Consider the following 21,474-nt stretch of genomic DNA (forward strand, 5'->3'; position numbering starts at 1 on the left):
CGCCCCTGCCGATGACCCAGCCGATCCGCATCAAGGACCACGAGAAAGACGCACGTCTGGTACGCGCGCGGGTCGTGTTCGGCGCCTTTCTGGTGGTGGGGCTGATCGGTGTGCTGATTGCGCGCCTGTATTTCCTGCAGGTGATCCAGTACGACTATCACTCCACGCTGTCGGAAAATAACCGGGTGCATGTGCAGCCGATTCCGCCGACCCGTGGGCTGATTTTCGACCGCAATGGCGTGGTGGTGGCCGATAACCGGCCCAGCTTCAGCCTGAGCATGACCCGCGAGCGTTCCGGTGACTGGCAGCAAATCCTCGACGTGATCGTCGAGGTGCTGCAGCTGACGCCGGAGGACCGGGTGATCTTCGAAAAACGCATGAAGCAGGGGCGCCGGCCATTCGAGCCGGTGCCGATCCTGTTCGAGCTGACCGAAGAGCAGATCGCGCGAATCGCCGTGAACCAGTTCCGCCTGCCCGGTGTGGAAGTGGTGGCGCAGTTGGTGCGGCATTACCCGCAAGGGCCGCACTTTGCCCACTCCGTCGGTTACATGGGGCGCATCAACGAGAAAGAGCTGAAAAGCCTCGATCCGGTGAATTACAGCGGCACCCACCATATTGGTAAAACCGGCATCGAGCGTTTCTACGAGCCGGAACTGCATGGCCAGGTGGGTTACGAGGAAGTCGAGACCAACGCCCGCGGCCGCGTGCTGCGCGTGCTCAAGCGCACCGACCCGGTGCCGGGCAAAGACATCGTGTTGAGCCTGGACATCAAGTTGCAGGAAGCGGCCGAAATGGCCCTCGGCGGCCGTCGTGGTGCCGTGGTGGCACTGGACCCGAGAACCGGCGAAGTGCTGGCGATGGTCAGTCAGCCAAGCTTCGACCCCAACCTGTTCGTCACCGGCATCAGCTTCAAGGCCTACGCCGAGCTGCGTGATTCCATCGACCGACCGCTGTTCAACCGCGTGCTGCGCGGGCTGTATCCGCCGGGCTCGACCATCAAGCCGGCGGTGGCGATTGCCGGCCTGGATTCGGGCGTGGTCACCGCGTCAAGCCGTGTGTTCGACCCGGGCTACTACATGCTGCCCAACTACGATCACAAATACCGTAACTGGAACCGCACCGGTGACGGCTATGTCGACCTGGACACCGCGATCATGCGCTCCAACGACACCTATTTTTACGACCTGGCCCACAAGCTGGGCATCGACCGGCTGTCTGCCTACATGGGCAAGTTTGGCCTGGGTCAGAAAGTCTCCCTGGACATGTTCGAAGAATCCCCCGGCCTGATGCCGTCGCGGGAGTGGAAGCGCGCAACCCGTCGCCAGGCCTGGTTCCCGGGCGAAACCCTGATTCTTGGTATCGGCCAGGGTTACATGCAGGCAACGCCTTTGCAGCTGGCGCAGGCCACGGCGCTGGTTGCCAACAAAGGCATCTGGAACCGTCCGCACCTGGCCAAGACCATCGAAGGCGAAAAGCCTGTGGATGAAAACCCGATTCCCGACATCGTGCTGCGTGACCCGTCCGACTGGACCAAGGTCAACCACGGCATGCAGCAAGTGATGCACGGCGCCCGGGGCACCGCGCGCAAAGCGGCGGTCGGCGCGCAATACCGCATCGCCGGCAAGAGTGGTACTGCGCAGGTGGTCGCGATCAAGCAGGGCGAGAAATACGACCGCTCCAAGGTTCAGGAACGCCATCGCGACCACGCCTTGTTCGTCGGTTTTGCCCCGGCAGATGATCCGAAAATCGTCGTGGCGGTGATGGTCGAAAACGGCGAGTCCGGCTCCGGCGTGGCTGCGCCCGTGGTGCGCCAGATCATGGACGCCTGGCTGTTGGCCGACGACGGCCGGCTCAAGCCCGAATATGGCGGCCCCCCTTCAAGCACCGAGGTTACGGCCCGTGAAGAGTAATTTTGACCGCATCCTCTCCAGCGAGGATGTGATGCGTCGCCGCGCGACGTTATTGCAGCGCATGCACATTGATGGCCCGTTGCTGATCCTGCTGCTGACCCTGGCGGCCGGCAGCCTGTTCGTGCTGTATTCGGCCAGCGGCAAGAACTGGGACCTGCTGATCAAGCAGGCTTCGTCGTTCGGCCTGGGCCTGTTGTCGATGGTGGTGATCGCCCAGCTCGAACCGCGTTTCATGGCGCGCTGGGTGCCGCTTGGTTATGTCGCTGGCGTATTGCTGCTGGTGGTGGTGGACGTGATGGGCCACAACGCCATGGGGGCGACGCGCTGGATCAACATTCCAGGGGTGATTCGCTTCCAGCCGTCGGAATTCATGAAGATTTTGATGCCGGCAACCATCGCCTGGTATTTGTCCAAGCGCACCTTGCCGCCGCAGCTCAAGCACGTGGGCATCAGCCTGATCTTGATTGGCGTGCCGTTCATCCTGATCGTGCGCCAGCCCGACCTCGGCACCTCGTTGCTGATCCTCGCGGGTGGCGCGTTCGTACTGTTTATGGGTGGCTTGCGCTGGCGCTGGATCCTCAGCGTGCTGGCGGCCGCCATCCCCGTGGCCGTGGCCATGTGGTTCTTCTTTATGCACGACTACCAGAAGCAGCGGATCCTGACGTTCCTCGACCCGGAGAGTGACCCGCTGGGCACTGGCTGGAACATCATCCAGTCCAAGGCCGCCATCGGTTCCGGCGGAGTATTTGGTAAGGGCTGGTTACTGGGCACGCAGTCGCACCTGGACTTTTTGCCCGAAAGCCACACCGACTTCATCATTGCCGTGATGGGCGAAGAGTTCGGCCTGGTAGGCATTTGCGCGCTGTTGCTGATTTATTTGCTGTTGATCGGTCGCGGTTTGGTGATCACCGCACAGGCGCAGACGCTGTTCGGCAAACTGCTCGCCGGCAGCCTGACCATGACTTTTTTTGTTTACGTTTTCGTCAACATCGGTATGGTCAGTGGCCTGCTGCCGGTGGTTGGGGTGCCGTTGCCGTTCATTAGCTACGGCGGAACTTCGCTGGTGACATTGCTGTCAGCGTTTGGGGTTTTGATGTCGATTCACACGCATCGCAAGTGGATCGCACAGGTTTGAATAAGGTGAAGATGTCAATGCAAGTAATGCGCGGCTGGGCGACTCGGCATGCGTCCTGGATGAGCCTGATTGGGCTGCTGGGCGCGACGCAAGAGGCGCAGGCCGGTGACTACGATGGCTCACCCCAGGTCGCCGAATTTGTCGGTGAAATGACCCGCGACTACGGTTTCGCCGGTGAACAGCTGATGGGCGTGTTCCGCGAAGCCCAGCGCAAGCAGGCGATCCTTGATGCGATCTCGCGTCCCGCCGAGCGCGTCAAACAGTGGAAAGAATACCGTCCGATGTTCCTCACCGACGCCCGCGTGGCGCGGGGTGTGGACTTCTGGCGCCAGCATGAAGCCGCGCTGGCCCGCGCCGAGCAGGAATACGGCGTGCCGGCCCAGGTTATCGTCGCGATCATCGGCATTGAAACCTTTTACGGGCGCAATACCGGTAGTTACCGGGTGATCGACGCCTTATCGACCCTGGGCTTCGATTACCCGCCGCGCGCCGAGTTCTTCCGCAAGGAGCTGCGCGAATTCCTGCTGCTGGCCCGCGAAGAACAAGTCGACCCGCTGACCCTCAAGGGCTCCTACGCCGGTGCGATGGGCTTGCCGCAGTTCATGCCGAGCAGCTTCCGTGCTTACGCGGTGGATTTCGACGGCGACGGCCACATCAATATCTGGAGCAATCCGGATGACGCCATTGGCAGCGTGGCCAGCTACTTCAAGCGCCATGGTTGGGTGTCCGGCGAGCCGGTGGTGATCCGTGCCGATGTCACCGGGGAGCGCGCCGACGCAGGTTTGACCCAGGGAATCGAGCCGGTCAAGACCGTCGGGGAGTTGCGAGCCCTGGGCTGGTCGAGTCAGAATGCGCCACGCGATGATATGCCGGTGACGGCGTTCCGCCTGGAAGGCGAAAACGGCCCGGAATACTGGATGGGCCTGAAGAATTTTTACGCAATCACGCGTTATAACCGCAGTGTGATGTACGCCATGGCCGTGCATCAGCTGTCAGACATGCTGGTCCAAGCACGGGGCAACAAGTAATGCGGGCATCGCCGTTCAATAAACCGCTCAAGCTGGTGGCGTTTGCCGCGTTGTCCTTGCTGGTTGTCAGTTGCTCTTCCACCACCACCAAAAGCCGCGCGCCGGCCCAGAAGAGCGGTGGCGGTATCGTCCGCGCCCAGCCGGGCCTGGACATCAACCGCGCGCACAAAGACGGCGCGCCGTGGTGGGATGTCGACGTGTCGAAAATCCCGGATGCCACGCCGACCCTGCACACCGGGCCTTACAAGGCCAACCCGTATACCGTGTTGGGCAAGAATTACTTCCCGCTGCAGGATTCCAAGACCTACGTCCAATCGGGCACGGCGTCCTGGTACGGCACCAAGTTCCATGGCCAGAACACCGCCAACGGCGAAGTGTATGACCTGTACGGCATGAGCGCGGCCCACAAGACCCTGCCGCTGCCCAGCTACGTACGCGTGACCAACCTGGACAACAACCGCACGGTGATCCTGCGGGTCAACGACCGTGGGCCGTTCTATTCGGACCGGATCATCGACTTGTCCTACGCCGCCGCGAAGAAACTCGGTTACGCCGAAATCGGCACCGCGCGCGTCAAAGTCGAAGGCATCGACCCGGCGCAGTACTGGGCCCAGCGTGGCAAACCGGCGCCGTTGATGCTCAACGAGCCGCAAACGCCACAGCCGCAAGTGACCGCGTCAGCCGGCAAGATCGAACAGTGGACACCGCCACCGGCGCAGCACGCACCGGACACGGTGGTCGTGCCGCACGCAGCGCCGGGCGCTTCCACGGTGGGCGGTCAGTACCTGCAGGTCGGCGCTTTCGCCAACCCCGATGCGGCAGAACTGTTAAGGTCCAAGCTGAGCAGCATGGTCAATGCGCCGGTTTTCATCAGCTCCATCGTGCGTAACCAGCAGACCCTGCACCGTGTGCGCATGGGGCCAATTGGTTCGCCAAGTGAAGTGGCGCAAGTACAGAACAGCGTGCGCCTGGCCAACCTGGGGCAACCCAGCGTGGTCACCGCCGAATAAGAAAGATTGATGGCTCAGGCGCGTGCGCGGGTCTGGGCCCTGGTTGTTGGCTCGTTGAACAATAAAAACCCAGGGGCAAGGGGTGAGCGGGCAACCGAACACGTGACAGTCTGGCAGCGGGCTGTCTGAATAGTTTTGCCCGCGAGGGCAAGTTTCCATAAGCAATTTCGAGAGACGGATGAACATCACCACCTTAGCCAAACGCACGTGCCTGCTTCTTTCGCTGATCATCACCCCGGCCGCCTGGGCGGTTGAAATGGTGCCGGCTTCCCCGCAACTGGCCGCCAAGGCCTGGGTCCTCATGGATGCCGCCAGCGGCAACGTGCTGGTCGAGAACAACGGTGACCAGCGCCTGCCACCCGCGAGCCTGACCAAGCTGATGACGGCGTACATCGCGACCCTGGAAATCCGTCGCGGCCAGATCGGCGAAAACGACCCGGTTACCGTCAGCGAAAACGCCTGGCGTACCGGCGGTTCGCGGATGTTCATCAAGGTGGGTTCGCAGGTGACTGTCAGCGACCTGCTGCACGGCATCATCATCCAGTCCGGTAACGACGCCAGCGTGGCCTTGTCCGAGCACATCGCCGGCAGCGAAGACGCCTTTGCCGACATGATGAACAAGACGGCCGGCGACTTGGGCATGACCAACAGCCACTTCATGAACCCGACCGGTCTGCCGAACCCGGAGCACTACTCGTCGGCTCACGACATGGCGCTGCTGGCGCGCGCGATCATCCGCGTCGACCCGGTGCACTACGCGATCTACTCCCAGAAGGAGTTCTTCTGGAACAACATCAAGCAGCCTAACCGCAACCTGCTGCTGTGGCGCGACAAGACTGTCGATGGCCTGAAAACCGGCCACACCGACGAAGCCGGCTACTGCATGGTGTCGTCTGCTGTACGTGACGGCCAGCGCCTGATCGCCGTGGTCTTCGGTACTAACAGCGAGCAGGCCCGTGCGGCCGAGACGCAAAAGCTGCTGACCTACGGTTTCCGCTTCTTCGAAACCCAGACCTTCTACCAGAAGGGTGCTGAGCTGGCTCAAGCCCCGGTATGGAAAGGCGCTACCCACCAAGTCAAAGCCGGCCTGGCTGATGACCTGACGTTGACTATGCCTAAAGGCCAGCTGAAAAAGCTCGCTGCCAGCATGACCATGAACCCGCAATTGGTTGCGCCAATCGCCAAGGGTGACGTTATCGGTAAAGTCGAAGTGAAGCTGGACGACAAGGTGGTGCACAGCGCCGACCTGATCGCGCTGGACGCCGTCGACGAAGGTGGTATCTTCCGCCGCGTGTGGGATAGCATCCGTCTATTCTTCTACAGCTTGTTCAACTGATAAGTGTGCACCTGCAAAGCCCCGCGTCGACCTGACGCGGGGCTTTGCCCGTCGCCACGGCTTACGCTTACGAGGCCGTTACGCCATGACCGATAAAGAAGTAGAAGTAAAGGCGCCAAAGATCGAATTCCCTAACGTGGACTATCCCGTCAAGGTAATCAGCGATACGGGTGTGGGCAACAAAGACAAGATTCTGGAGATCGTGCGTAAACACGCGACGATCAACGACAACCGTGTGGACGAGCGTTTGAGCTCCAACGGCAAGTACACCACGATCCAGTTGCACATCGTTGCGACCGGTCAAGACCAGCTCTACGACATCAACAGCGAACTGCGGGCCACCGGCTTCGTGCACATGGTGCTGTGATGTCTCAGGTCCTGGGCTTTCGCGAGCTCGGCCAGATGGCCTACGAGCCGGTCTGGCATGCCATGCAGCGCTTCACCAACGAGCGCGGCAGCTCGGCCCCGGATGAAATCTGGCTGGTGGAACACCCGCCGGTATTCACCCAGGGCCAGGCTGGCAAGGCCGAGCATCTGCTGCTGCCGGGGGATATTCCGGTGGTGCAGGTCGACCGAGGTGGTCAAGTGACTTACCATGGGCCGGGTCAGCTTGTTGCTTATCTCTTGCTGGACGTGCGCAAGCTGGGTTTTGGCGTACGTGACCTGGTGAGCCGCATGGAAGCTTGCCTGATCGAGCTGTTGGCCAGTTACGGCGTGAGCGCCGCGGCCAAGCCCGATGCACCCGGTGTGTATGTGGACGGCGCGAAAATCGCCTCCCTCGGTTTACGGATCCGCCACGGTTGTTCCTTTCATGGCCTGGCCTTGAACGTGGACATGGACCTGGCGCCATTCGGGCGCATCAACCCGTGCGGTTATGCAGGGTTGGCGATGACGCAACTGAGCGATCACGCCACACCGATTAAATTTGCCGAGGTAAGTGCCCGGCTGCGTGCGCAGCTCGTCAAACACCTCGACTATGCTGAGCAGACGACCCTTACGGGCGGAATCGACTGATTATGACTACTGATGCAGTGCAAACCATGATCCCGACGCTGGACATCACCGAGCGTCCGGCCCCGCGTGCCAAGGTGGAAGCCGGCGTCAAGCTGCGCGGCGCCGAGAAGGTTGCACGCATCCCGGTCAAGATCATCCCGACCACCGAACTGCCGAAAAAACCTGACTGGATCCGCGTGCGCATCCCGGTTTCGCCGGAAGTCGACCGTATCAAGGCCCTGCTGCGCAAACACAAGCTGCACAGCGTGTGCGAAGAGGCGTCCTGCCCGAACCTGGGCGAATGCTTCTCCGGCGGCACCGCCACCTTCATGATCATGGGTGACATCTGTACCCGTCGTTGCCCGTTCTGCGACGTTGGCCACGGCCGGCCGAAGCCTCTGGACGTCAACGAGCCGGAAAGCCTGGCCATCGCCATCGCCGACCTGAAACTCAAATACGTGGTAATCACCTCGGTAGACCGCGACGACCTGCGTGACGGCGGTGCCCAGCACTTTGCCGACTGCATTCGCGAGATCCGCAAGTTGTCGCCGAACGTGATGCTCGAAACCCTGGTGCCGGACTACCGTGGCCGTATGGACGTCGCGCTGGAAATCACCGCGGCCGAGCCACCGGATGTGTTCAACCACAACCTGGAAACCGTGCCACGCCTGTACAAGGCCGCGCGTCCAGGCTCGGACTACCAGTGGTCGCTGACCCTGCTGCAGAAATTCAAGCAGATGATGCCGCACATCCCGACCAAATCCGGCCTGATGCTGGGCCTGGGCGAGACCGACGAAGAAGTGATCGAAGTCATGAAGCGCATGCGCGAACACGACATCGACATGCTGACCCTCGGCCAGTACCTGCAGCCGTCGCGCAGCCATTTGCCGGTGCAGCGCTTCGTGCACCCGGACACCTTCGCCTGGTTCGCCGAGGAAGGTTACAAAATGGGCTTCAAGAACGTGGCGTCCGGCCCGCTGGTGCGTTCCTCGTACCACGCTGACGAGCAGGCCAAGCTGGTCAAGGCCAGCCTGGTTTCGTAATAACGATGTGCGCAACACCGCAGATCCAATGTGGGAGCGGGCTTATGTAGGAGTGGGCTTGCCCGCGATAGCATCGCCTCGGTTTGACTGAAAACCGAGGCGTTTGCGTCGCAGGCAAGCCCGCTCCCACAGGGTCCGGCTCCCACATTTCGTTCCGCGTCATACAGGGAGACCCATGGATGACAACTCAACTTGCGGCCGCGGTACCTGCACTTCGCCCCGAAGGCATCATCGGCCTGATTGCCCCCGCCGGCCCTGCCGCCCTCGACGTTGAAAAAGCCGGGCAATGGATGCGCGCCCGTGGCCATGAGCTGCGGATTTTTCCAGGTGTATACGAACGCGACAGTTATCTCGCAGGCAGCGATGACGTGCGCCTGCGTGACCTTCATGCTGCTTTCGCCGACCCCGACATCGATGCCATCTTCTGCCTGCGCGGCGGCTACGGCACGCCACGCTTGCTGGATCGTCTGGATTACGACCTGCTGCGCGCCAACCCCAAGCCTTTCGTGGGTTACAGCGACATCACCGCGTTGCACCTGGCGATCAGCCGCTACGCGGGCTTCGTGACTTTCCACGGGCCGATGCTCAACGCCGATTTGCTGGGCGACAAGCAACAGCCCACGGAGTCATCGCTGTTCAGCATGCTGCGCGGTCAGCTTGGCGCCGGCAGTGTAGTGGCGCACCCGGTGGCCTACCCATTGACCACCCTTGAGCCAGGTATCGCCTGTGGGCGCTTGCTGGGTGGCAACCTGTCGATGATCGCGGCGGTGATGGGCACGGCTTATGAGATTGACGCCGAAGGCATCATTTTGCTGATCGAAGACGTCAACGAGCCGATCTACCGTATCGACCGCCTGCTGACTCACCTGCGCCTGGCGGGCAAGCTGGAGCAGATTGCCGGTGTGCTGGTGGGTGACGTGGCGCGTGTGGATAAAGCAGCGCTGGAGCGACTGCTGAAGCAGACCTTTGCACCTTTGTGCATTCCGGTGTTGTCCGGCTGGCGCAGTGGGCACTGCGACCCGAACCTGACGCTGCCGATGGGCGCATTGGTACGGCTGGATGCGGGAGCGCAGCGGTTGGTGTTGGAGCAGGATGTAGTGTTCAAGCCCTGACGTGGTGATAAAGCCACCGCGCGGGCCTTTTTTGTGGCGAGCGGGCTTGCCCCGCGTCGGGCTGCGCAGCAGCCCCAAAACCAGCCACTCAGGCGCAGCTGATACACCGTATTCTGCTTGATCAGGGCCGCTTCGCGGCCCAACGCGGGGCAAGCCCGCTCGCCACCATTGCAGGTCTATCGGTTCTGCAACGACTCCAGCAGTTTCACAGTCGGATACCCGTCTGCCGGCCAGCCCAACGACTGCTGCGCTGCGCGGATCGCCTTGCGCGTGTTGGCGCCGATGATGCCGTCTGCATTGCCCGCGTCATACCCTTTGGCGCTCAGCACTGTCTGCAAGTCGATGCGCTGGGAGCGGCTCAGTGGCAGCTCATCTTTGGGCCAATCGCCACGAATCACACCACCGCCACCAAACCGCTCCGACAGCAGGCCAACCGCCAATGCGTAGGACGACGAGTTGTTGTACTTGAGGATGGCGCGGAAGTTGTCCAGCACCAGAAACGCCGGGCCACGGTAGCCTGCCGGCAGCAACAGGGCGGCGGACAGTTGGTCGACGTTGGGCGGCATGCTCGCGCCAGGTGGCAACTGGATACCGAGTTTCAGCCACTCGGCAACGGTCTTGCGCACGCCGCCGTCTGCCAGGGCGTAATCAAAGTTGGCCGGCAGCTGTTGCACCTCAAAGCCCCACGGCTGGCCTTTTTGCCAGCCAGAGCTTTGCAGGTAGTGCGCCGTGGAGGCGAGGGCGTCGGCTGGGCTGTTCCAGATGTCACGGCGACCGTCACCGTCGAAGTCGACCGCGTGGGTGTTGTAGGTGGTCGGGATAAATTGCGTCTGGCCCATCGCGCCGGCCCAGGAGCCTTTCATCTGGTCGGCCTGGATGTCGCCATGCTGGATGATCTGCAGCGCCGCCAGCAGTTGCGCCTGGGCGAATGCCGGGCGACGGCCTTCGTAGGCCAGGGTTGCCAGGGAGCGGATCACCGAATTATTGCCCTGGAACTGGCCAAAATTGCTTTCCATGCCCCACACCGAAACCAGCGCCTGGCGGTCGACGCCATAGCGTTGTTCGATGCTTTGCAGGATGTCGGCGTACTTGATCAGCAACGCTTGGCCATTGCGTACGCGCACCGGCGAGAGGGCGCCGTCGAGGTATTCCCAAACCGGGCGGGAAAATTCCGGTTGGCTGCGGTCAGCGCGAATCACCGCCATGTCGGGGGTGACGCCGGCAAAGGCGTTGTCGAACACCGCGGGCGTGATCCCGGCTTTCAGCGCGTCAACGCGAAAGGCCGCCTGCCATTCGGCAAAGGTCTGGGTCGGTTGGATATCGAGGTTGTCCACGGCCAACGGCGCAACGACGGCGGGCGCGACGGCCGGCACAGTCTGCAGTTTTGGCAGGGGTTGCGCGTCTGCGGCGGTGGGTTTTTCCGCGCAGGCGACAAGCAGAATGAGGCTGGAGGCAGCGATCAATTGGCGAAGGTGCCAACGACGGGAAAGGCTAGAGGGCATGCACAGGTCCAGGGATTACAAATCAGGTACAGACCTTATCATGCCGGAGGGGCGCTTGCCTTCAGGCAGCCAGAAAGTAAGAAGCCTCCCAGCTATTAGACTGGAAGGCTTCGCGGCGGTAGCTGCCTTTGCCCTTGCCGGCGCGTTCCTGACGGCTGCGGAACAGTGGCTGGGCGATGATGGATTTGGCCTTGTTGGGGCCATGCTTGGATGGCTTTTTGCTCATGTCGATACTCTCTGTCGGTGGGATGAAGCGGTGCAAATCATCTGCCGAAGTGACGCCGCTGTAAAGCCCGGCGCGGTGTAGGAAAGGTGCACGATCAAAATGTGGGAGCGGGCTTGCCCGCGAAGGCGGCGTGTCAGTCACTACAAGTGTCAGCTGAACCACCGCATTCGCGGGCAAGCCCGCTCCCACATGGGATCTGTGATGTTTTTGAGAGAAGGTTATTCGGCGGGCAAGGTCAGGCGCTGGCCGGCCATCAACAGCGACAAACGGCTCAGGCTCATCCACGGCGAACCCGCCGCCTGGCCCTTGATCTGCGCGTCTATTCGTTGCGCTTCCAGCAGCAATTGCGCCCAGCGTTGCGCCGAGTGCCGTTGCAGGGCTTTGCTCATCAGCGGTTTGCGTTTGTCCCAGACCGGTGGCCGTGCCTGGCTGAAGCATTTGTCCAGCGGAGTGCCCTGGCTGTATTGCAGCGAAATATTGGCCAGCACCCGCAACTCACGGGCCAGCGCCCATAGAATCACCGGGGGTTCCACGCCTTCGCCGCGCAGCCCTTCGAGCATGCGCAGGGCGTGGGCGGGTTCACCGTTAAGAATCGCGTCCACCAGCCCGAACACGTCAAAGCGAGCGCTGTCGGCCACTGCGCCTTGCACGGTTTCGACGGTGATTTGCCCGTCTTCGGCCATCAACTTAAGCTTTTCGATCTCCTGGGCGGCAGCAAGCAAGTTGCCTTCGACCCGGGCGGCGATCAGCTCAACAGCGTCTTGCGTCGCTGACAACCCCGACTGGGACAGGCGCTGACGAATCCACTGCGGCAACTGGTTGCTGTCCACTGGCCAGATCTGGATGAACTGGGTCTGTGGCCCCTCTACCAGCGCCTTGCCCCATTTGGTTTTCTGCGCACTGCCGTCGAGCTTGGGCAAGCTGACCAGCAGCACCGTGTCTTCAGCGGGACGCGAGCAGTATTCCATCAACGCCGCCGCGCCCTTGTCCCCGGGTTTGCCCGAGGGCAGGCGCAATTCCAGCAGGCGTTTTTCGGCGAACAGCGACATGCTCGCACCGGCTTGCAGCAACGTGCCCCAGTCGAAACTGGCGTCGGCGCTGAAGACCTGGCGTTCATCGAAACCCTGCTGGCGCGCGGCGTTGCGAATAGCGTCTGCCGCTTCCTGGCACAACAGCGGGTCATCACCGCTGACGATATAGACAGGCGCGAGGCCACCTTGCAGGTGTTTGGCGAGTTGGGCGGGGGCGAGCTTCATAGGCGGGGCAAACGGGGCGCCAGGGGCGCCCCGTCTGGCTTACTCGACAGGGACTTCAACAGGCGATTGTTTCGGCGTGTTGTCTTCGTACTCTTTTGCGGCTTTCAGGGCGTCGGCGTCAGCCTTGGCCTTGTTGTCGGCGGTTTGCTGCAGAGCGGCCAGTTTTTCCGGCGTCAGCTGTTGCAGACGTACCATCAGGCGCTGGATCAGCTCACGACGCATTTCCTTGCGAACCTGAATGATCTCCGAGTCCGAACCCACCAGGTTGTTGCCGTCGTGGCTCACAACTTTCTGGACTTCGAGCTTGTCGGCCATCAATGACAGGTGGTCACGGCCTTGTACTTCATAGTTGACGGCCGTATTGAGCTCAACGTCCGACGCGCGGCCGGCGCTGGCGTAGCTCAGGCTACGCTGGGATTCCTGCTCGTCCACCAGGACCAGTTTGTAGGTTGCACCGGTGTAGACGTGCACACCGCTGTTTTCCAGGGTCTGGCGCAGCTGAACCACGGTGTCGCCATAGGCGTTGCGGGCGCTGACGTCCAGTTCCTTGATGCTCAGTTCATTGGTGCCGGTGCCGCGCAGCTGGAAGCCGCAAGCGCTCAGCAGCACAGCGAGGCCCATCACCAGCAAATTGCGTTTGATCATTTTGTTGCTCCCCTTGAAACCATGTGGGCCTTATCGAGGCCTTAAAGGTTTGGTTCGGCGCAGGGCCCAAGCCCTGCGCCCGATCCGATTAGCTGGCGACGATGTTGACCAGTTTGCCAGGCACTACGATCACTTTGCGGATCGTCAGGCCTTCGGTAAAGCGCAGCACGTTCTCGTTGACCCGTGCAGCCGCCTCGACGTCTTCACGGCTGGCGCTGGCTGGCATATCAATCTGGCCACGCAGTTTGCCGTTGACCTGGATCACCAGCTGCAGCGTGTCCTGCACCAGTGCGCTGTCATCCTGTACCGGCCAGCCTGCGTCGATCACCGCGCCACTGTGGCCCAAGCGGCTCCACAGATCATGGCTGATGTGCGGCGTGATCGGAGCCAGCAACAGAACGACCGTTTCCAGGCCTTCCTGGACCAGCGCGCGGTCTTGTTCGGTCGCCTGCGGTGCTTTTTCCAGCACGTTCATCAGCGTCATCACCTGAGCGATGGCGGTGTTGAATTTGTGGTTCTGGCCCACGTCCTGGCTGGCCTGGCGAATGGCCAGGTGAGTGCTGCGGCGAATGGCTTTCTGTTCATCGCTCAACGACGCCACGTCCAGCTTGCCCGGCAGGCCCTGGCTGACATGGGCGTGCGCCAGGCGCCAGACGCGCTTGAGGAAACGGTGCGAGCCTTCGACGCCGGAGTCGGACCATTCGGCGCTCATGTCGGGCGGCGAGGCGAACATCATGAACAGGCGGCAGGTGTCGGCGCCGAACTGATCGATCATCGACTGTGGGTCGACGCCGTTGTTCTTGGACTTGGCCATCTTCTCGGTGCCGCCGATTTCCACCGGCAGGCCGTCGGATTTCAGCTTGGCGCTGATTACCTTGGCTTTGCTGTCACGCTCAAGCTCTACGTCCGCCGGGTTGAACCAGGTGTAGGCGCCATTGGCTTCGCGGCGATAGTAAGTCTCGGCGATCACCATGCCTTGGGTCAGCAGGTTCTTGAACGGCTCGTCGGAGCTGACCAGGCCTTCGTCGCGCATCAGCTTGTGGAAAAAACGCGCGTAGAGCAGGTGAAGAATCGCGTGTTCGATGCCGCCGATGTACTGATCCACCGGCAACCAGTGGTCGGCCGCGGATTTTTCCACCAGGCCGCCTTCATAGTGCGGCGAGGCGTAGCGAGCGTAGTACCACGAGGACTCGACGAAGGTGTCCATGGTGTCGGTTTCACGCTTGGCCGGTGCACCGCATTTCGGGCAGGCGCACTCGTAGAACTCGGGCATGCGCGCCAACGGCGAACCGGCGCCATCGGGCACCACGTCTTCGGGCAGTACCACCGGCAACTGGTCTTCCGGCACCGGCACGTCACCGCAGGTTTGGCAGTGGATGATCGGAATCGGGCAGCCCCAGTAGCGCTGGCGGCTGATGCCCCAGTCGCGCAGGCGGAACTGGGTGCGCGAGGCACCGAGGTTTTTCTTGATCAGTGCCACTTCAATGGCGTCGAAAGCGCCCTGGAAATCCAGGCCGTCGAACTCGCCGGAGTTGATCAGTTCGCCGTGCTCGCCGTAGGCGTCTTGCCACGGAGCCGGGTTGGTATCACCCGAGCTGGTACGCACGACCGATTTGATCGGCAGGCCGTACTGGGTGGCGAATTCGAAATCGCGCTCGTCGTGAGCCGGCACGGCCATTACCGCGCCATCGCCGTAGTGCATCAGCACGTAGTTGGCGACCCACACCGGCAGTTTTTCACCGGTCAGCGGGTGCTCGACGAGCAGGCCGGTTGGCAGACCTTTTTTCTCCTGGGTGGCGACGTCGGCTTCGGCCACGCTGCCGCCTTTGCATTCGGCGATGAAGGCCGAAAGCTCTGGGTTGTTCTGTGCGGCCTGGGTGGCCAGCGGGTGTTCAGCGGCCACGGCGACGTAGGTCGCGCCCATCAGGGTGTCTGGGCGGGTGGTGAAGACTTTCAGTGCGCCGGCAACGCCGATGGAATCGACGTTGTACGGGAACTGCACTTCCATGCCCTTGGACTTGCCGATCCAGTTGCGCTGCATGGTCTTGACCTGTTCAGGCCAGCCCGGCAAGTCGTCGAGGCTCGACAAGAGTTCATCCGCGTAGGCGGTGATCTTGAAGTAGTACATCGGGATTTCGCGCTTTTCGATCAGCGAGCCGGAGCGCCAGCCGCGACCGTCGATGACCTGCTCGTTGGCCAGTACGGTCTGGTCGACCGGGTCCCAGTTCACGGTGCCGCTTTTCTTGTAGATCACACCTTTTTCGAACAGGCGGGTGAACAGCCATTGTTCCCAACGGTAGTAATCGGGCTTGCAGGTGGTCACCTCGCGCGACCAGTCTACCGCCAGGCCCAGGCTGCGCAGCTGGGTCTTCATGTAGGCGATGTTTTCGTAGGTCCACTTGGCGGGCGCCACGTTGTTTTTCATCGCGGCGTTTTCCGCCGGCATGCCGAAGGCGTCCCAACCCATGGGTTGCAGAACGTTCTTGCCGAGCATGCGCTGGTAGCGCGAAATCACGTCGCCGATGGTGTAGTTACGCACGTGCCCCATGTGTAGCTTGCCGCTGGGGTAAGGGAACATCGATAGGCAGTAGTAAGTCTCCTTGCCTGGCTGTTCACTGACTTCAAAGGACTTTTGCTCGTCCCAGAAGGTTTGGGCGGCATTTTCTATTTCACGGGGCTGATATTGTTCGTGCATGGCTACTTTTGAACTGAATAGGGGTGGCCTAATCCTCTTCGGTGCAACGTTCAGGTTGATCGACACCAAAAAGCGGCGCGTCCGTGCCCAAACCCTGCGGGAAGTGGAGTTACAGGAAGCGCCGTAGCATACATGACCCCACTCTATCGAGGGAAACCCTGATTGCGCAGGCAGGGCCGTCTGTCGCGGCGCCGGGCAGGCGCAGCCACGGGGACTACGCTGTTTATTGGGGAGTGAGTCTTATCTTCAATGAGGTGAGGGGATGGTTGAATCGCAGCGAACTTTAACGAAACCGCAGTTGTACCAAGGACTGATCGACCGTTTGGGTCGGGCATTGGATGCTGCCAGAACCGCAGGCCGATTGCGTGATGAACGGCCTCTGGAATTGGAGTTGCGAGGCTTGAGCCAGGCTGAGCTTGAATTGATCAAGGTTTACCTGGAGTTGAATCACCAGCGTGCCTCTCAAGGGCCGGCTTCCCCGCCAGCCCAGGCGCCATCACGTTCGGCCAAGGTAATCTGGTTGAAGGATGTGGCGGCCGGTCGCGGCCCCGAAAAGCTTCGGGCCGTTCGGTGAAACATCGCGTTATCCAGTGACCTTCTCGAAATGTGTGGGTAAAGATTGTCGCTAAATCCCGTTGCATCTAGGCTTCGGGCATCTTTGGAGATGCCCGATGCCTTTTCGTTATTTCATTAAACAATTGCTGTTGCCGCCCGGCATTTTTTTGCTGCTGCTGGTGTTTGCCTGGTGGTTTCGTAAAAGCCGCCCGCGCCTGGCGGGGTTTTGCTTTGTGGTGGGGTTGGGCGGGATGTGGCTGATCAGCCTGCCGGTGATGGTGCAATGGGGCGCGCATGCGCTGGAAACCGAGCCACCGTTGGCGCGTGAAGCGTGGGCAACATTGGCGCAGCGCGCCGATGCCATTGTGGTGCTGGGCTCCGGGCGCGAACGCGGTGATCCGGCCTGGGGCAGTGATCAACCCACCGGCATCGGCCTTGAGCGCCAGCGTTACGCCGCGCGACTGGCCAAGGCCTCCGGGTTGCCGGTATTGACCAGCGGCGGCTTGCACTACGGCACGCCGCCCAGTGAGGCGCAGTTGATGGCCGTGTCGATGCAGGATGACTTCGGCGTGACGGTGCGCTGGAAGGAAGAACGCAGCCGCACTACCTGGGAAAACGCGCAGATGAGTGCCGAGATACTGCTGCCCCAAGGCATCAAGCGCGTGGTGGTGGTGACCCAGGCCTGGCACATGCCGCGCGCGGTGTGGAGTTTTGAGAAGGCCGGCTTCACCGTGGTGCCGGCGCCGGTGGGATTTTTGGGCGTGGACAATGCCCGGCCGCTCGGCGGCTGGATGCCCGAGTTTGTGTCGGTGTGGCGCAGCGGGCAGTTGATCAATGAGGCGGTGGGGCAGGTGGGGTATCGGGTGTTTTATCGGTAACACCGTAAATCAACGTTGCGGTGGGCCTATGTGGGAGCGGGCTTGCTCGCGAAAGCGGTGCGTCAGTCAGCCTGTTCATTAGCTGATGCACCCTATTCGCGAGCAAGCCCGCTCCCACACAAGCCAGCTCCCACATTGATTTTGGGTTTCTCTGTCAGACCGTCTTGGACATCCGCCCCGCCAGCAACGCCCAGGCAAACAGCCCCAGGCACACGATGATCAACGGCCATGAGCGCCATTGCAGGTACGGCGTGAGGTTGTGCATCGGCACCACTTCGCCGTACAGGATCCCGCGCTCGAACTGCGGGATCTGCGCGGTGATCTGCCCGAACGGGTTGATCAGGCCGGTAACGCCGTTGTTGGTCGCCCGAATCATCCAGCGGCCAGCCTCCAATGCGCGCATCTGCGCCATTTGCAGGTGTTGCAGCGGGCCGATGGAGCGGCCAAACCAGGTGTCATTACTGATGGTCAGCAACAGATCGCTCTGGGCCGACAGGCCGGCGGCAAATTCCGGGTACACCACTTCATAGCAAATGAAGGGCGCAATCTGATAGCCCTTGGCCTGCAGCATCGCCTGGTCAGCCGGGCCGCGCGCGAAGTCCGACATGGGAAGGTCGAAGAACGCAATCAGCCCGCGCAGCATGTCTTGCAACGGCACGTATTCGCCAAACGGCACCAGCTTCTGCTTAAGGTAAGTGCCTTCGCCTTCGCCGACCACGGTGATGCCATTGAAGAAACGCTTCTGGTGGTGCACTTCCTGGCGGATCGGCACGCCGGTGATCAGCGCCGTGTGCCGGTCTGCAGCAAACTTGCCCATCATGCCCAGATAGCCTTCGACGGAATCCTTGAGCACCGGCACGGCGGTTTCCGGCCACACCAGCAGGTCGACACGCTTGGAGCTGAAGCTCATGTCGCGGTACAGCGCCAACTGCGCATTGAGCTGCTCGGGGTCCCACTTCATGCTTTGTTCGACGTTGCCCTGGATCGCTGCCACCGTCAGGGGCGCGCCCGAGGGCGTGGTCCAGGCGTGGTGCTTGAGCGCCAGGCCGATGGCCCAGGGCGCAACCAGCAGAACCAGGCCTGCGCCGATGAACCCGTTGCGCTTGCTCGCCAGCAGGCGTGGCAGGTTGCACAGCACCGCAGCGGTCAACGCCAGCGCGAAGGAAATCAGCCACATCCCGCCCAGCGGCGCGAGGCCGGTAAGTGGGCCGTCGAGTTGACTGTAGCCAGAGTAGAGCCAGGGGAAACCGGTGAGGAACCAGCCGCGAAAGGCCTCCTGGCCGACCCACAACGCAGCAAACGTCAGCGCGTCGGCCAACGGTGCTTCATTACGGCGCAGCCAGCGCGCCCACAGCCAGGCGGGCAGGGCGAAAAACCAGGCGATGGCGGCGGTAAACAGCAGCATCAAAAAGCCAGCCAGCAGCACCGAAGCGCCGCCGAAGTGGTGAATGCTGTAGTAGATCCAGCTGGTGCCGGCGCCAAACAGGCCGAAGCCGAAACACCAACCACGGCCCAGGGCCTGACGTGGCGTCAGCTCGCGCAGGCCGATATAGAACAACCCGACCGCCACCAGTGCAAATGGCCACAGATCGAACGGCGCCAGCGCCAGGGTGGTGATGGCGCCGGCCACCACGGCCAGCAAGTTACCGGGCCAGCCGGGGCGGGTCAGACGGCGCATATCAATCCTTAGCGGGCAATAGGTGTCAGGCGAATCAAATGGATGCGGCGGCTGTCGGCATTCAGGATGCGGAAGCGATAGGCGCCGATCTCGGTGGTCTCGTTACGCTTGGGCAGATGCCCGAACGCGCTCATCACCAGGCCGCCGACGGTGTCGAACTCGTCGTCGGAGAATTCGCTGTCGAAGAACTCGTTGAAGTTCTCGATCGGCGTGAGCGCCTTGACCAGGAAATCACCGCTGGGCAGCGGCTTGATATAGCTGTCTTCTTCGACGTCGTGCTCGTCTTCGATGTCGCCGACGATCTGTTCCAGCACGTCTTCGATGGTCACCAGACCCGCCACGCCGCCGTATTCGTCGATCACGATGGCCATGTGATTGTGGTTGGCGCGAAATTCACGCAACAGCACATTCAGGCGCTTGGATTCAGGCACGAAGGTGGCCGGACGCAGCAGGTCCTTGATGTTGAAGTTGTCGCCGTTCTCCTTGAGGATCAACGGCAGCAGGTCCTTGGCCAGCAGGACACCCATGACGTCGTCATGGCTTTCACCGATCACCGGGTAGCGCGAGTGCGCCGAGTCGATCACGGCCGGGAGGAATTCCCGAGGGGTCTGGGTCGCCTTGATGCTGATCATCTGCGAACGCGGGACCATGATGTCCCGGACTTGCAGGTCAGCCACCTGGATGGCGCCTTCGACGATGGCCAGCGCTTCGCTGTCCAGCAACTTGTTCTGATGGGCCTCGCGCAGCAGCTCAAGCAGCTCCTGGCGGTTTTTCGGCTCGTGGGCAAAAGCCTGGGTCAATTTACCCAGCCATGACTTCTGCCCGTTGCTCGATCGGTCTTCGCTCATAGCGATTACTCTAAATCCTTTGTTGTTTCAGTGAGGTGTAGTTTCGATTTCGTCGTCTGCATAAGGGTCACGGTGACCCAATTCAGCAAGCAACGTTTGTTCCAGTGTTTCCATCTCCAGCGCTTCGTCATCGTCTATATGGTCGTAACCCAAGAGATGCAAGCAGCCGTGGATCACTAGATGGGCCCAATGGGCCTCAAGTTCCTTGCCTTGATCCTTTGCTTCGCGTTCCACCACCTCGACACAGATCACCAGGTCGCCCAGCAGCGGGATATCCAGTAACTCATCCGGCACGTCGGCTGGGAAGGACAGCACGTTGGTCGCGTAATCCTTTTGGCGCCACGTGCGATTCAGTTCGCGGCCTTCGGGCTCGTCCACCAGGCGGATGGTCAGCTCCGAGTCGGCGGTGCGCTGGCGCAGGGCCAGCGTGCACCATTGACGGAACTGTTCTTCGCTGGGGGCGGGCGCTTCAGTGGCCAGCTGCAGGTCAAGCTCAAGCATCGCGGCGAACGTCCTTGGCGGGTGCGTCGTCCTTGTGGTCGAAGCGCTCGTAGGCTTCGACGATGCGCTGCACCAGCGGGTGACGCACCACGTCTTTGGGCATGAAATGCGTAAAGCTGATGCCCGGCACGTCCTTGAGCACTTCGATGACTTGGGCCAGGCCCGACTTGGTGCCCTTGGGCAGGTCGACCTGGGTCACGTCACCGGTGATCACAGCGGTTGAGCCGAAACCGATACGGGTCAGGAACATCTTCATCTGTTCGACGGTGGTGTTCTGGCTTTCGTCGAGGATGATGAAGCTGTTGTTCAGCGTACGGCCACGCATGTAGGCCAGCGGGGCGATCTCGATCACCTGGCGCTCGATCAGTTTGGCCACGTATTCAAAGCCGAGCATCTCGTACAGCGCGTCATAGAGCGGGCGCAGGTACGGGTCGATCTTCTGGGCCAGGTCGCCGGGCAGAAAGCCAAGCTTTTCGCCGGCCTCGACCGCCGGGCGCACCAACAGAATGCGGCGTACTTGCTCGCGCTCCAGGGCGTCCACCGCACAGGCCACGGCCAGGTAGGTCTTGCCGGTACCGGCGGGGCCGATGCCGAAATTAATGTCGTTACCGAGGATTTCTTTGACGTAGCGCTGCTGATTCAAGCCGCGTGGGCGAATCATGCCTTTTTTGGTGCGCAGGGCAACGCTGGCTTCGGCCACCGGGTTGTTGGCCAAATCTTCCACGGCAGATTCCTGCAGGTACAGGTGCACGGTCTCCGGCGACAGCTCACTACCCTTGGTTTCGCGGTAGAGGCGGCGGAGCAGGTTTTCTGCAGACGTGGTGTGCTGGGGTTCACCAATAAGCTCGAACTGATTGCCGCGGTTGCGGATCTCGATGCTCAGGCGTTGTTCGATCAGGCGCAAGTGCTCGTCGAACTGTCCGCACAGGTTGGCGAAACGGCGAGCCTCAAAAGGCTCGAGGAGAAAACGATGGGGTTCTATGGGTGCGTTCAAGGTCGCTTTTAGCCGCCCTTTGGCTGTTGAGGTGAAAGAGAGGATAACGCCAGTGGCCTACGTGCGAAAGCACTTATCTAGCCCAAGTGCAGCACGGTTCCCATGTGGGAGCTGGGGGGGGGGGGGGGG

Annotated in this window: 20 protein-coding genes; 11 read left to right on the top strand and 9 right to left on the bottom strand. The window is 61.5% G+C overall.

Going from position 1 to position 21,474, the window contains the following annotated elements:
- Nucleotides 1-11: 11 nt before the first annotated feature.
- The 9 genes from mrdA (at nt 12) to NTD89_RS18055 (ending at nt 9,567) form a co-directional block, all read left to right on the top strand.
- Nucleotides 12-1,910, top strand: a complete 1,899-nt coding sequence (gene mrdA / locus NTD89_RS18015) for a penicillin-binding protein 2 (protein ID WP_262208875.1) — start codon at nt 12-14, stop codon at nt 1,908-1,910.
- A gap of 31 nt (nt 1,911-1,941) precedes the next feature.
- The gene (rodA, locus tag NTD89_RS18020) at nt 1,942-3,045 is read left to right on the top strand and encodes a rod shape-determining protein RodA (RefSeq protein ID WP_057703348.1); all 1,104 of its coding nucleotides are present in this window, start codon (nt 1,942-1,944) and stop codon (nt 3,043-3,045) included.
- Between the two features lie 17 nt (nt 3,046-3,062).
- A complete protein-coding gene (gene mltB, locus NTD89_RS18025) occupies nt 3,063-4,073 on the top strand; it encodes a lytic murein transglycosylase B (protein WP_262208877.1) in 1,011 nt (336 codons plus the stop codon).
- On the top strand, nt 4,073-5,083 hold the full coding sequence (locus NTD89_RS18030; RefSeq protein ID WP_262208878.1) for a septal ring lytic transglycosylase RlpA family protein: 1,011 nt from the start codon (nt 4,073-4,075) through the stop codon (nt 5,081-5,083). The genes mltB and NTD89_RS18030 overlap by 1 nt, the downstream gene beginning before the upstream one ends.
- A gap of 178 nt (nt 5,084-5,261) precedes the next feature.
- Nucleotides 5,262-6,419 carry a D-alanyl-D-alanine carboxypeptidase family protein gene (locus NTD89_RS18035; protein ID WP_106579372.1) on the top strand — a complete coding sequence of 386 codons (1,158 nt, stop codon included), beginning with the start codon at nt 5,262-5,264 and terminating at the stop codon, nt 6,417-6,419.
- Nucleotides 6,420-6,504: 85 nt separating this feature from the next.
- A complete protein-coding gene (locus tag NTD89_RS18040) occupies nt 6,505-6,786 on the top strand; it encodes a DUF493 domain-containing protein (RefSeq protein WP_017136054.1) in 282 nt (93 codons plus the stop codon).
- Nucleotides 6,786-7,433, top strand: coding sequence for a lipoyl(octanoyl) transferase LipB (gene lipB / locus NTD89_RS18045; protein ID WP_106579371.1), 648 nt, complete (start codon nt 6,786-6,788; stop codon nt 7,431-7,433). The genes NTD89_RS18040 and lipB overlap by 1 nt, the downstream gene beginning before the upstream one ends.
- Before the next feature lie 2 nt (nt 7,434-7,435).
- Nucleotides 7,436-8,455 carry a lipoyl synthase gene (gene lipA, locus NTD89_RS18050; protein WP_090401916.1) on the top strand — a complete coding sequence of 340 codons (1,020 nt, stop codon included), beginning with the start codon at nt 7,436-7,438 and terminating at the stop codon, nt 8,453-8,455.
- Between the two features lie 179 nt (nt 8,456-8,634).
- Nucleotides 8,635-9,567: an LD-carboxypeptidase gene (locus tag NTD89_RS18055; protein WP_262208880.1), complete on the top strand. Its 933-nt coding sequence runs from the start codon at nt 8,635-8,637 to the stop codon at nt 9,565-9,567.
- Between the two features lie 176 nt (nt 9,568-9,743).
- Here the strand turns inward: NTD89_RS18055 and NTD89_RS18060 are convergent, their stop codons facing one another.
- The 5 genes from NTD89_RS18060 to leuS form a co-directional block, all read right to left on the bottom strand.
- The gene (locus tag NTD89_RS18060) at nt 9,744-11,069 is read right to left on the bottom strand and encodes a lytic murein transglycosylase (protein ID WP_262208881.1); all 1,326 of its coding nucleotides are present in this window, start codon (nt 11,067-11,069) and stop codon (nt 9,744-9,746) included.
- Between the two features lie 61 nt (nt 11,070-11,130).
- The gene (arfA, locus tag NTD89_RS18065; RefSeq protein ID WP_003176285.1) at nt 11,131-11,295 is read right to left on the bottom strand and encodes an alternative ribosome rescue factor ArfA; all 165 of its coding nucleotides are present in this window, start codon (nt 11,293-11,295) and stop codon (nt 11,131-11,133) included.
- Nucleotides 11,296-11,513: 218 nt separating this feature from the next.
- Nucleotides 11,514-12,551: a DNA polymerase III subunit delta gene (gene holA / locus NTD89_RS18070; RefSeq protein WP_262208882.1), complete on the bottom strand. Its 1,038-nt coding sequence runs from the start codon at nt 12,549-12,551 to the stop codon at nt 11,514-11,516.
- A 39-nt stretch (nt 12,552-12,590) separates the two neighbouring features.
- Complete coding sequence (lptE, locus tag NTD89_RS18075) at nt 12,591-13,196, bottom strand: LPS assembly lipoprotein LptE (protein WP_145162460.1); 606 nt, start codon at nt 13,194-13,196, stop codon at nt 12,591-12,593.
- An 88-nt stretch (nt 13,197-13,284) separates the two neighbouring features.
- Nucleotides 13,285-15,891 (bottom strand): leucine--tRNA ligase, encoded by a 2,607-nt coding sequence (gene leuS, locus NTD89_RS18080; RefSeq protein ID WP_262208883.1) that lies wholly within the window; start codon nt 15,889-15,891, stop codon nt 13,285-13,287.
- 262 nt (nt 15,892-16,153) lie between these two features.
- On the opposite strand from leuS, the gene NTD89_RS18085 reads away from it, so the two are divergent.
- Nucleotides 16,154-16,465: a hypothetical protein gene (locus NTD89_RS18085; protein WP_145162454.1), complete on the top strand. Its 312-nt coding sequence runs from the start codon at nt 16,154-16,156 to the stop codon at nt 16,463-16,465.
- A gap of 97 nt (nt 16,466-16,562) precedes the next feature.
- The gene (locus tag NTD89_RS18090; RefSeq protein WP_262208884.1) at nt 16,563-17,324 is read left to right on the top strand and encodes a YdcF family protein; all 762 of its coding nucleotides are present in this window, start codon (nt 16,563-16,565) and stop codon (nt 17,322-17,324) included.
- Between the two features lie 154 nt (nt 17,325-17,478).
- On the opposite strand, the gene lnt is transcribed toward NTD89_RS18090, so the two are convergent.
- The 4 genes from lnt to NTD89_RS18110 are packed head-to-tail and all read right to left on the bottom strand — an operon-like array spanning nt 17,479 to nt 21,345.
- Complete coding sequence (gene lnt / locus NTD89_RS18095) at nt 17,479-19,002, bottom strand: apolipoprotein N-acyltransferase (protein WP_262208885.1); 1,524 nt, start codon at nt 19,000-19,002, stop codon at nt 17,479-17,481.
- A gap of 8 nt (nt 19,003-19,010) precedes the next feature.
- A complete protein-coding gene (locus NTD89_RS18100) occupies nt 19,011-19,850 on the bottom strand; it encodes an HlyC/CorC family transporter (protein WP_015373027.1) in 840 nt (279 codons plus the stop codon).
- A 27-nt stretch (nt 19,851-19,877) separates the two neighbouring features.
- Nucleotides 19,878-20,351 carry an rRNA maturation RNase YbeY gene (ybeY, locus tag NTD89_RS18105; RefSeq protein WP_262208886.1) on the bottom strand — a complete coding sequence of 158 codons (474 nt, stop codon included), beginning with the start codon at nt 20,349-20,351 and terminating at the stop codon, nt 19,878-19,880.
- The gene (locus tag NTD89_RS18110; protein ID WP_145162438.1) at nt 20,344-21,345 is read right to left on the bottom strand and encodes a PhoH family protein; all 1,002 of its coding nucleotides are present in this window, start codon (nt 21,343-21,345) and stop codon (nt 20,344-20,346) included. The genes ybeY and NTD89_RS18110 overlap by 8 nt, the downstream gene beginning before the upstream one ends.
- Nucleotides 21,346-21,474 lie beyond the last annotated feature (129 nt).

The organism is Pseudomonas sp. 14P_5.3_Bac1, from assembly GCF_025466135.1.
Classification (GTDB): Bacteria; Pseudomonadota; Gammaproteobacteria; order Pseudomonadales; family Pseudomonadaceae; genus Aquipseudomonas.

Excerpts from the sequence above, each read along its gene's own strand:
- NTD89_RS18040 (WP_017136054.1), top strand. The coding sequence starts at position 6,505 with ATGACCGATAAAGAAGTAGAAGTAAAGGCGCCAAAGATCGAATTCCCT.
- lipA (WP_090401916.1), top strand. The coding sequence starts at position 7,436 with ATGACTACTGATGCAGTGCAAACCATGATCCCGACGCTGGACATCACC.
- mrdA (WP_262208875.1), top strand. The coding sequence starts at position 12 with ATGACCCAGCCGATCCGCATCAAGGACCACGAGAAAGACGCACGTCTG.
- NTD89_RS18060 (WP_262208881.1), bottom strand. The coding sequence starts at position 11,069 with ATGCCCTCTAGCCTTTCCCGTCGTTGGCACCTTCGCCAATTGATCGCT.
- arfA (WP_003176285.1), bottom strand. The coding sequence starts at position 11,295 with ATGAGCAAAAAGCCATCCAAGCATGGCCCCAACAAGGCCAAATCCATC.
- NTD89_RS18090 (WP_262208884.1), top strand. The coding sequence starts at position 16,563 with ATGCCTTTTCGTTATTTCATTAAACAATTGCTGTTGCCGCCCGGCATT.
- lnt (WP_262208885.1), bottom strand. The coding sequence starts at position 19,002 with ATGCGCCGTCTGACCCGCCCCGGCTGGCCCGGTAACTTGCTGGCCGTG.
- NTD89_RS18100 (WP_015373027.1), bottom strand. The coding sequence starts at position 19,850 with ATGAGCGAAGACCGATCGAGCAACGGGCAGAAGTCATGGCTGGGTAAA.
- NTD89_RS18030 (WP_262208878.1), top strand. The coding sequence starts at position 4,073 with ATGCGGGCATCGCCGTTCAATAAACCGCTCAAGCTGGTGGCGTTTGCC.
- holA (WP_262208882.1), bottom strand. The coding sequence starts at position 12,551 with ATGAAGCTCGCCCCCGCCCAACTCGCCAAACACCTGCAAGGTGGCCTC.
- NTD89_RS18085 (WP_145162454.1), top strand. The coding sequence starts at position 16,154 with ATGGTTGAATCGCAGCGAACTTTAACGAAACCGCAGTTGTACCAAGGA.
- lptE (WP_145162460.1), bottom strand. The coding sequence starts at position 13,196 with ATGATCAAACGCAATTTGCTGGTGATGGGCCTCGCTGTGCTGCTGAGC.
- rodA (WP_057703348.1), top strand. The coding sequence starts at position 1,942 with ATGCGTCGCCGCGCGACGTTATTGCAGCGCATGCACATTGATGGCCCG.
- ybeY (WP_262208886.1), bottom strand. The coding sequence starts at position 20,351 with ATGCTTGAGCTTGACCTGCAGCTGGCCACTGAAGCGCCCGCCCCCAGC.
- mltB (WP_262208877.1), top strand. The coding sequence starts at position 3,063 with ATGCAAGTAATGCGCGGCTGGGCGACTCGGCATGCGTCCTGGATGAGC.
- NTD89_RS18035 (WP_106579372.1), top strand. The coding sequence starts at position 5,262 with ATGAACATCACCACCTTAGCCAAACGCACGTGCCTGCTTCTTTCGCTG.
- lipB (WP_106579371.1), top strand. The coding sequence starts at position 6,786 with ATGTCTCAGGTCCTGGGCTTTCGCGAGCTCGGCCAGATGGCCTACGAG.
- leuS (WP_262208883.1), bottom strand. The coding sequence starts at position 15,891 with ATGCACGAACAATATCAGCCCCGTGAAATAGAAAATGCCGCCCAAACC.
- NTD89_RS18055 (WP_262208880.1), top strand. The coding sequence starts at position 8,635 with ATGACAACTCAACTTGCGGCCGCGGTACCTGCACTTCGCCCCGAAGGC.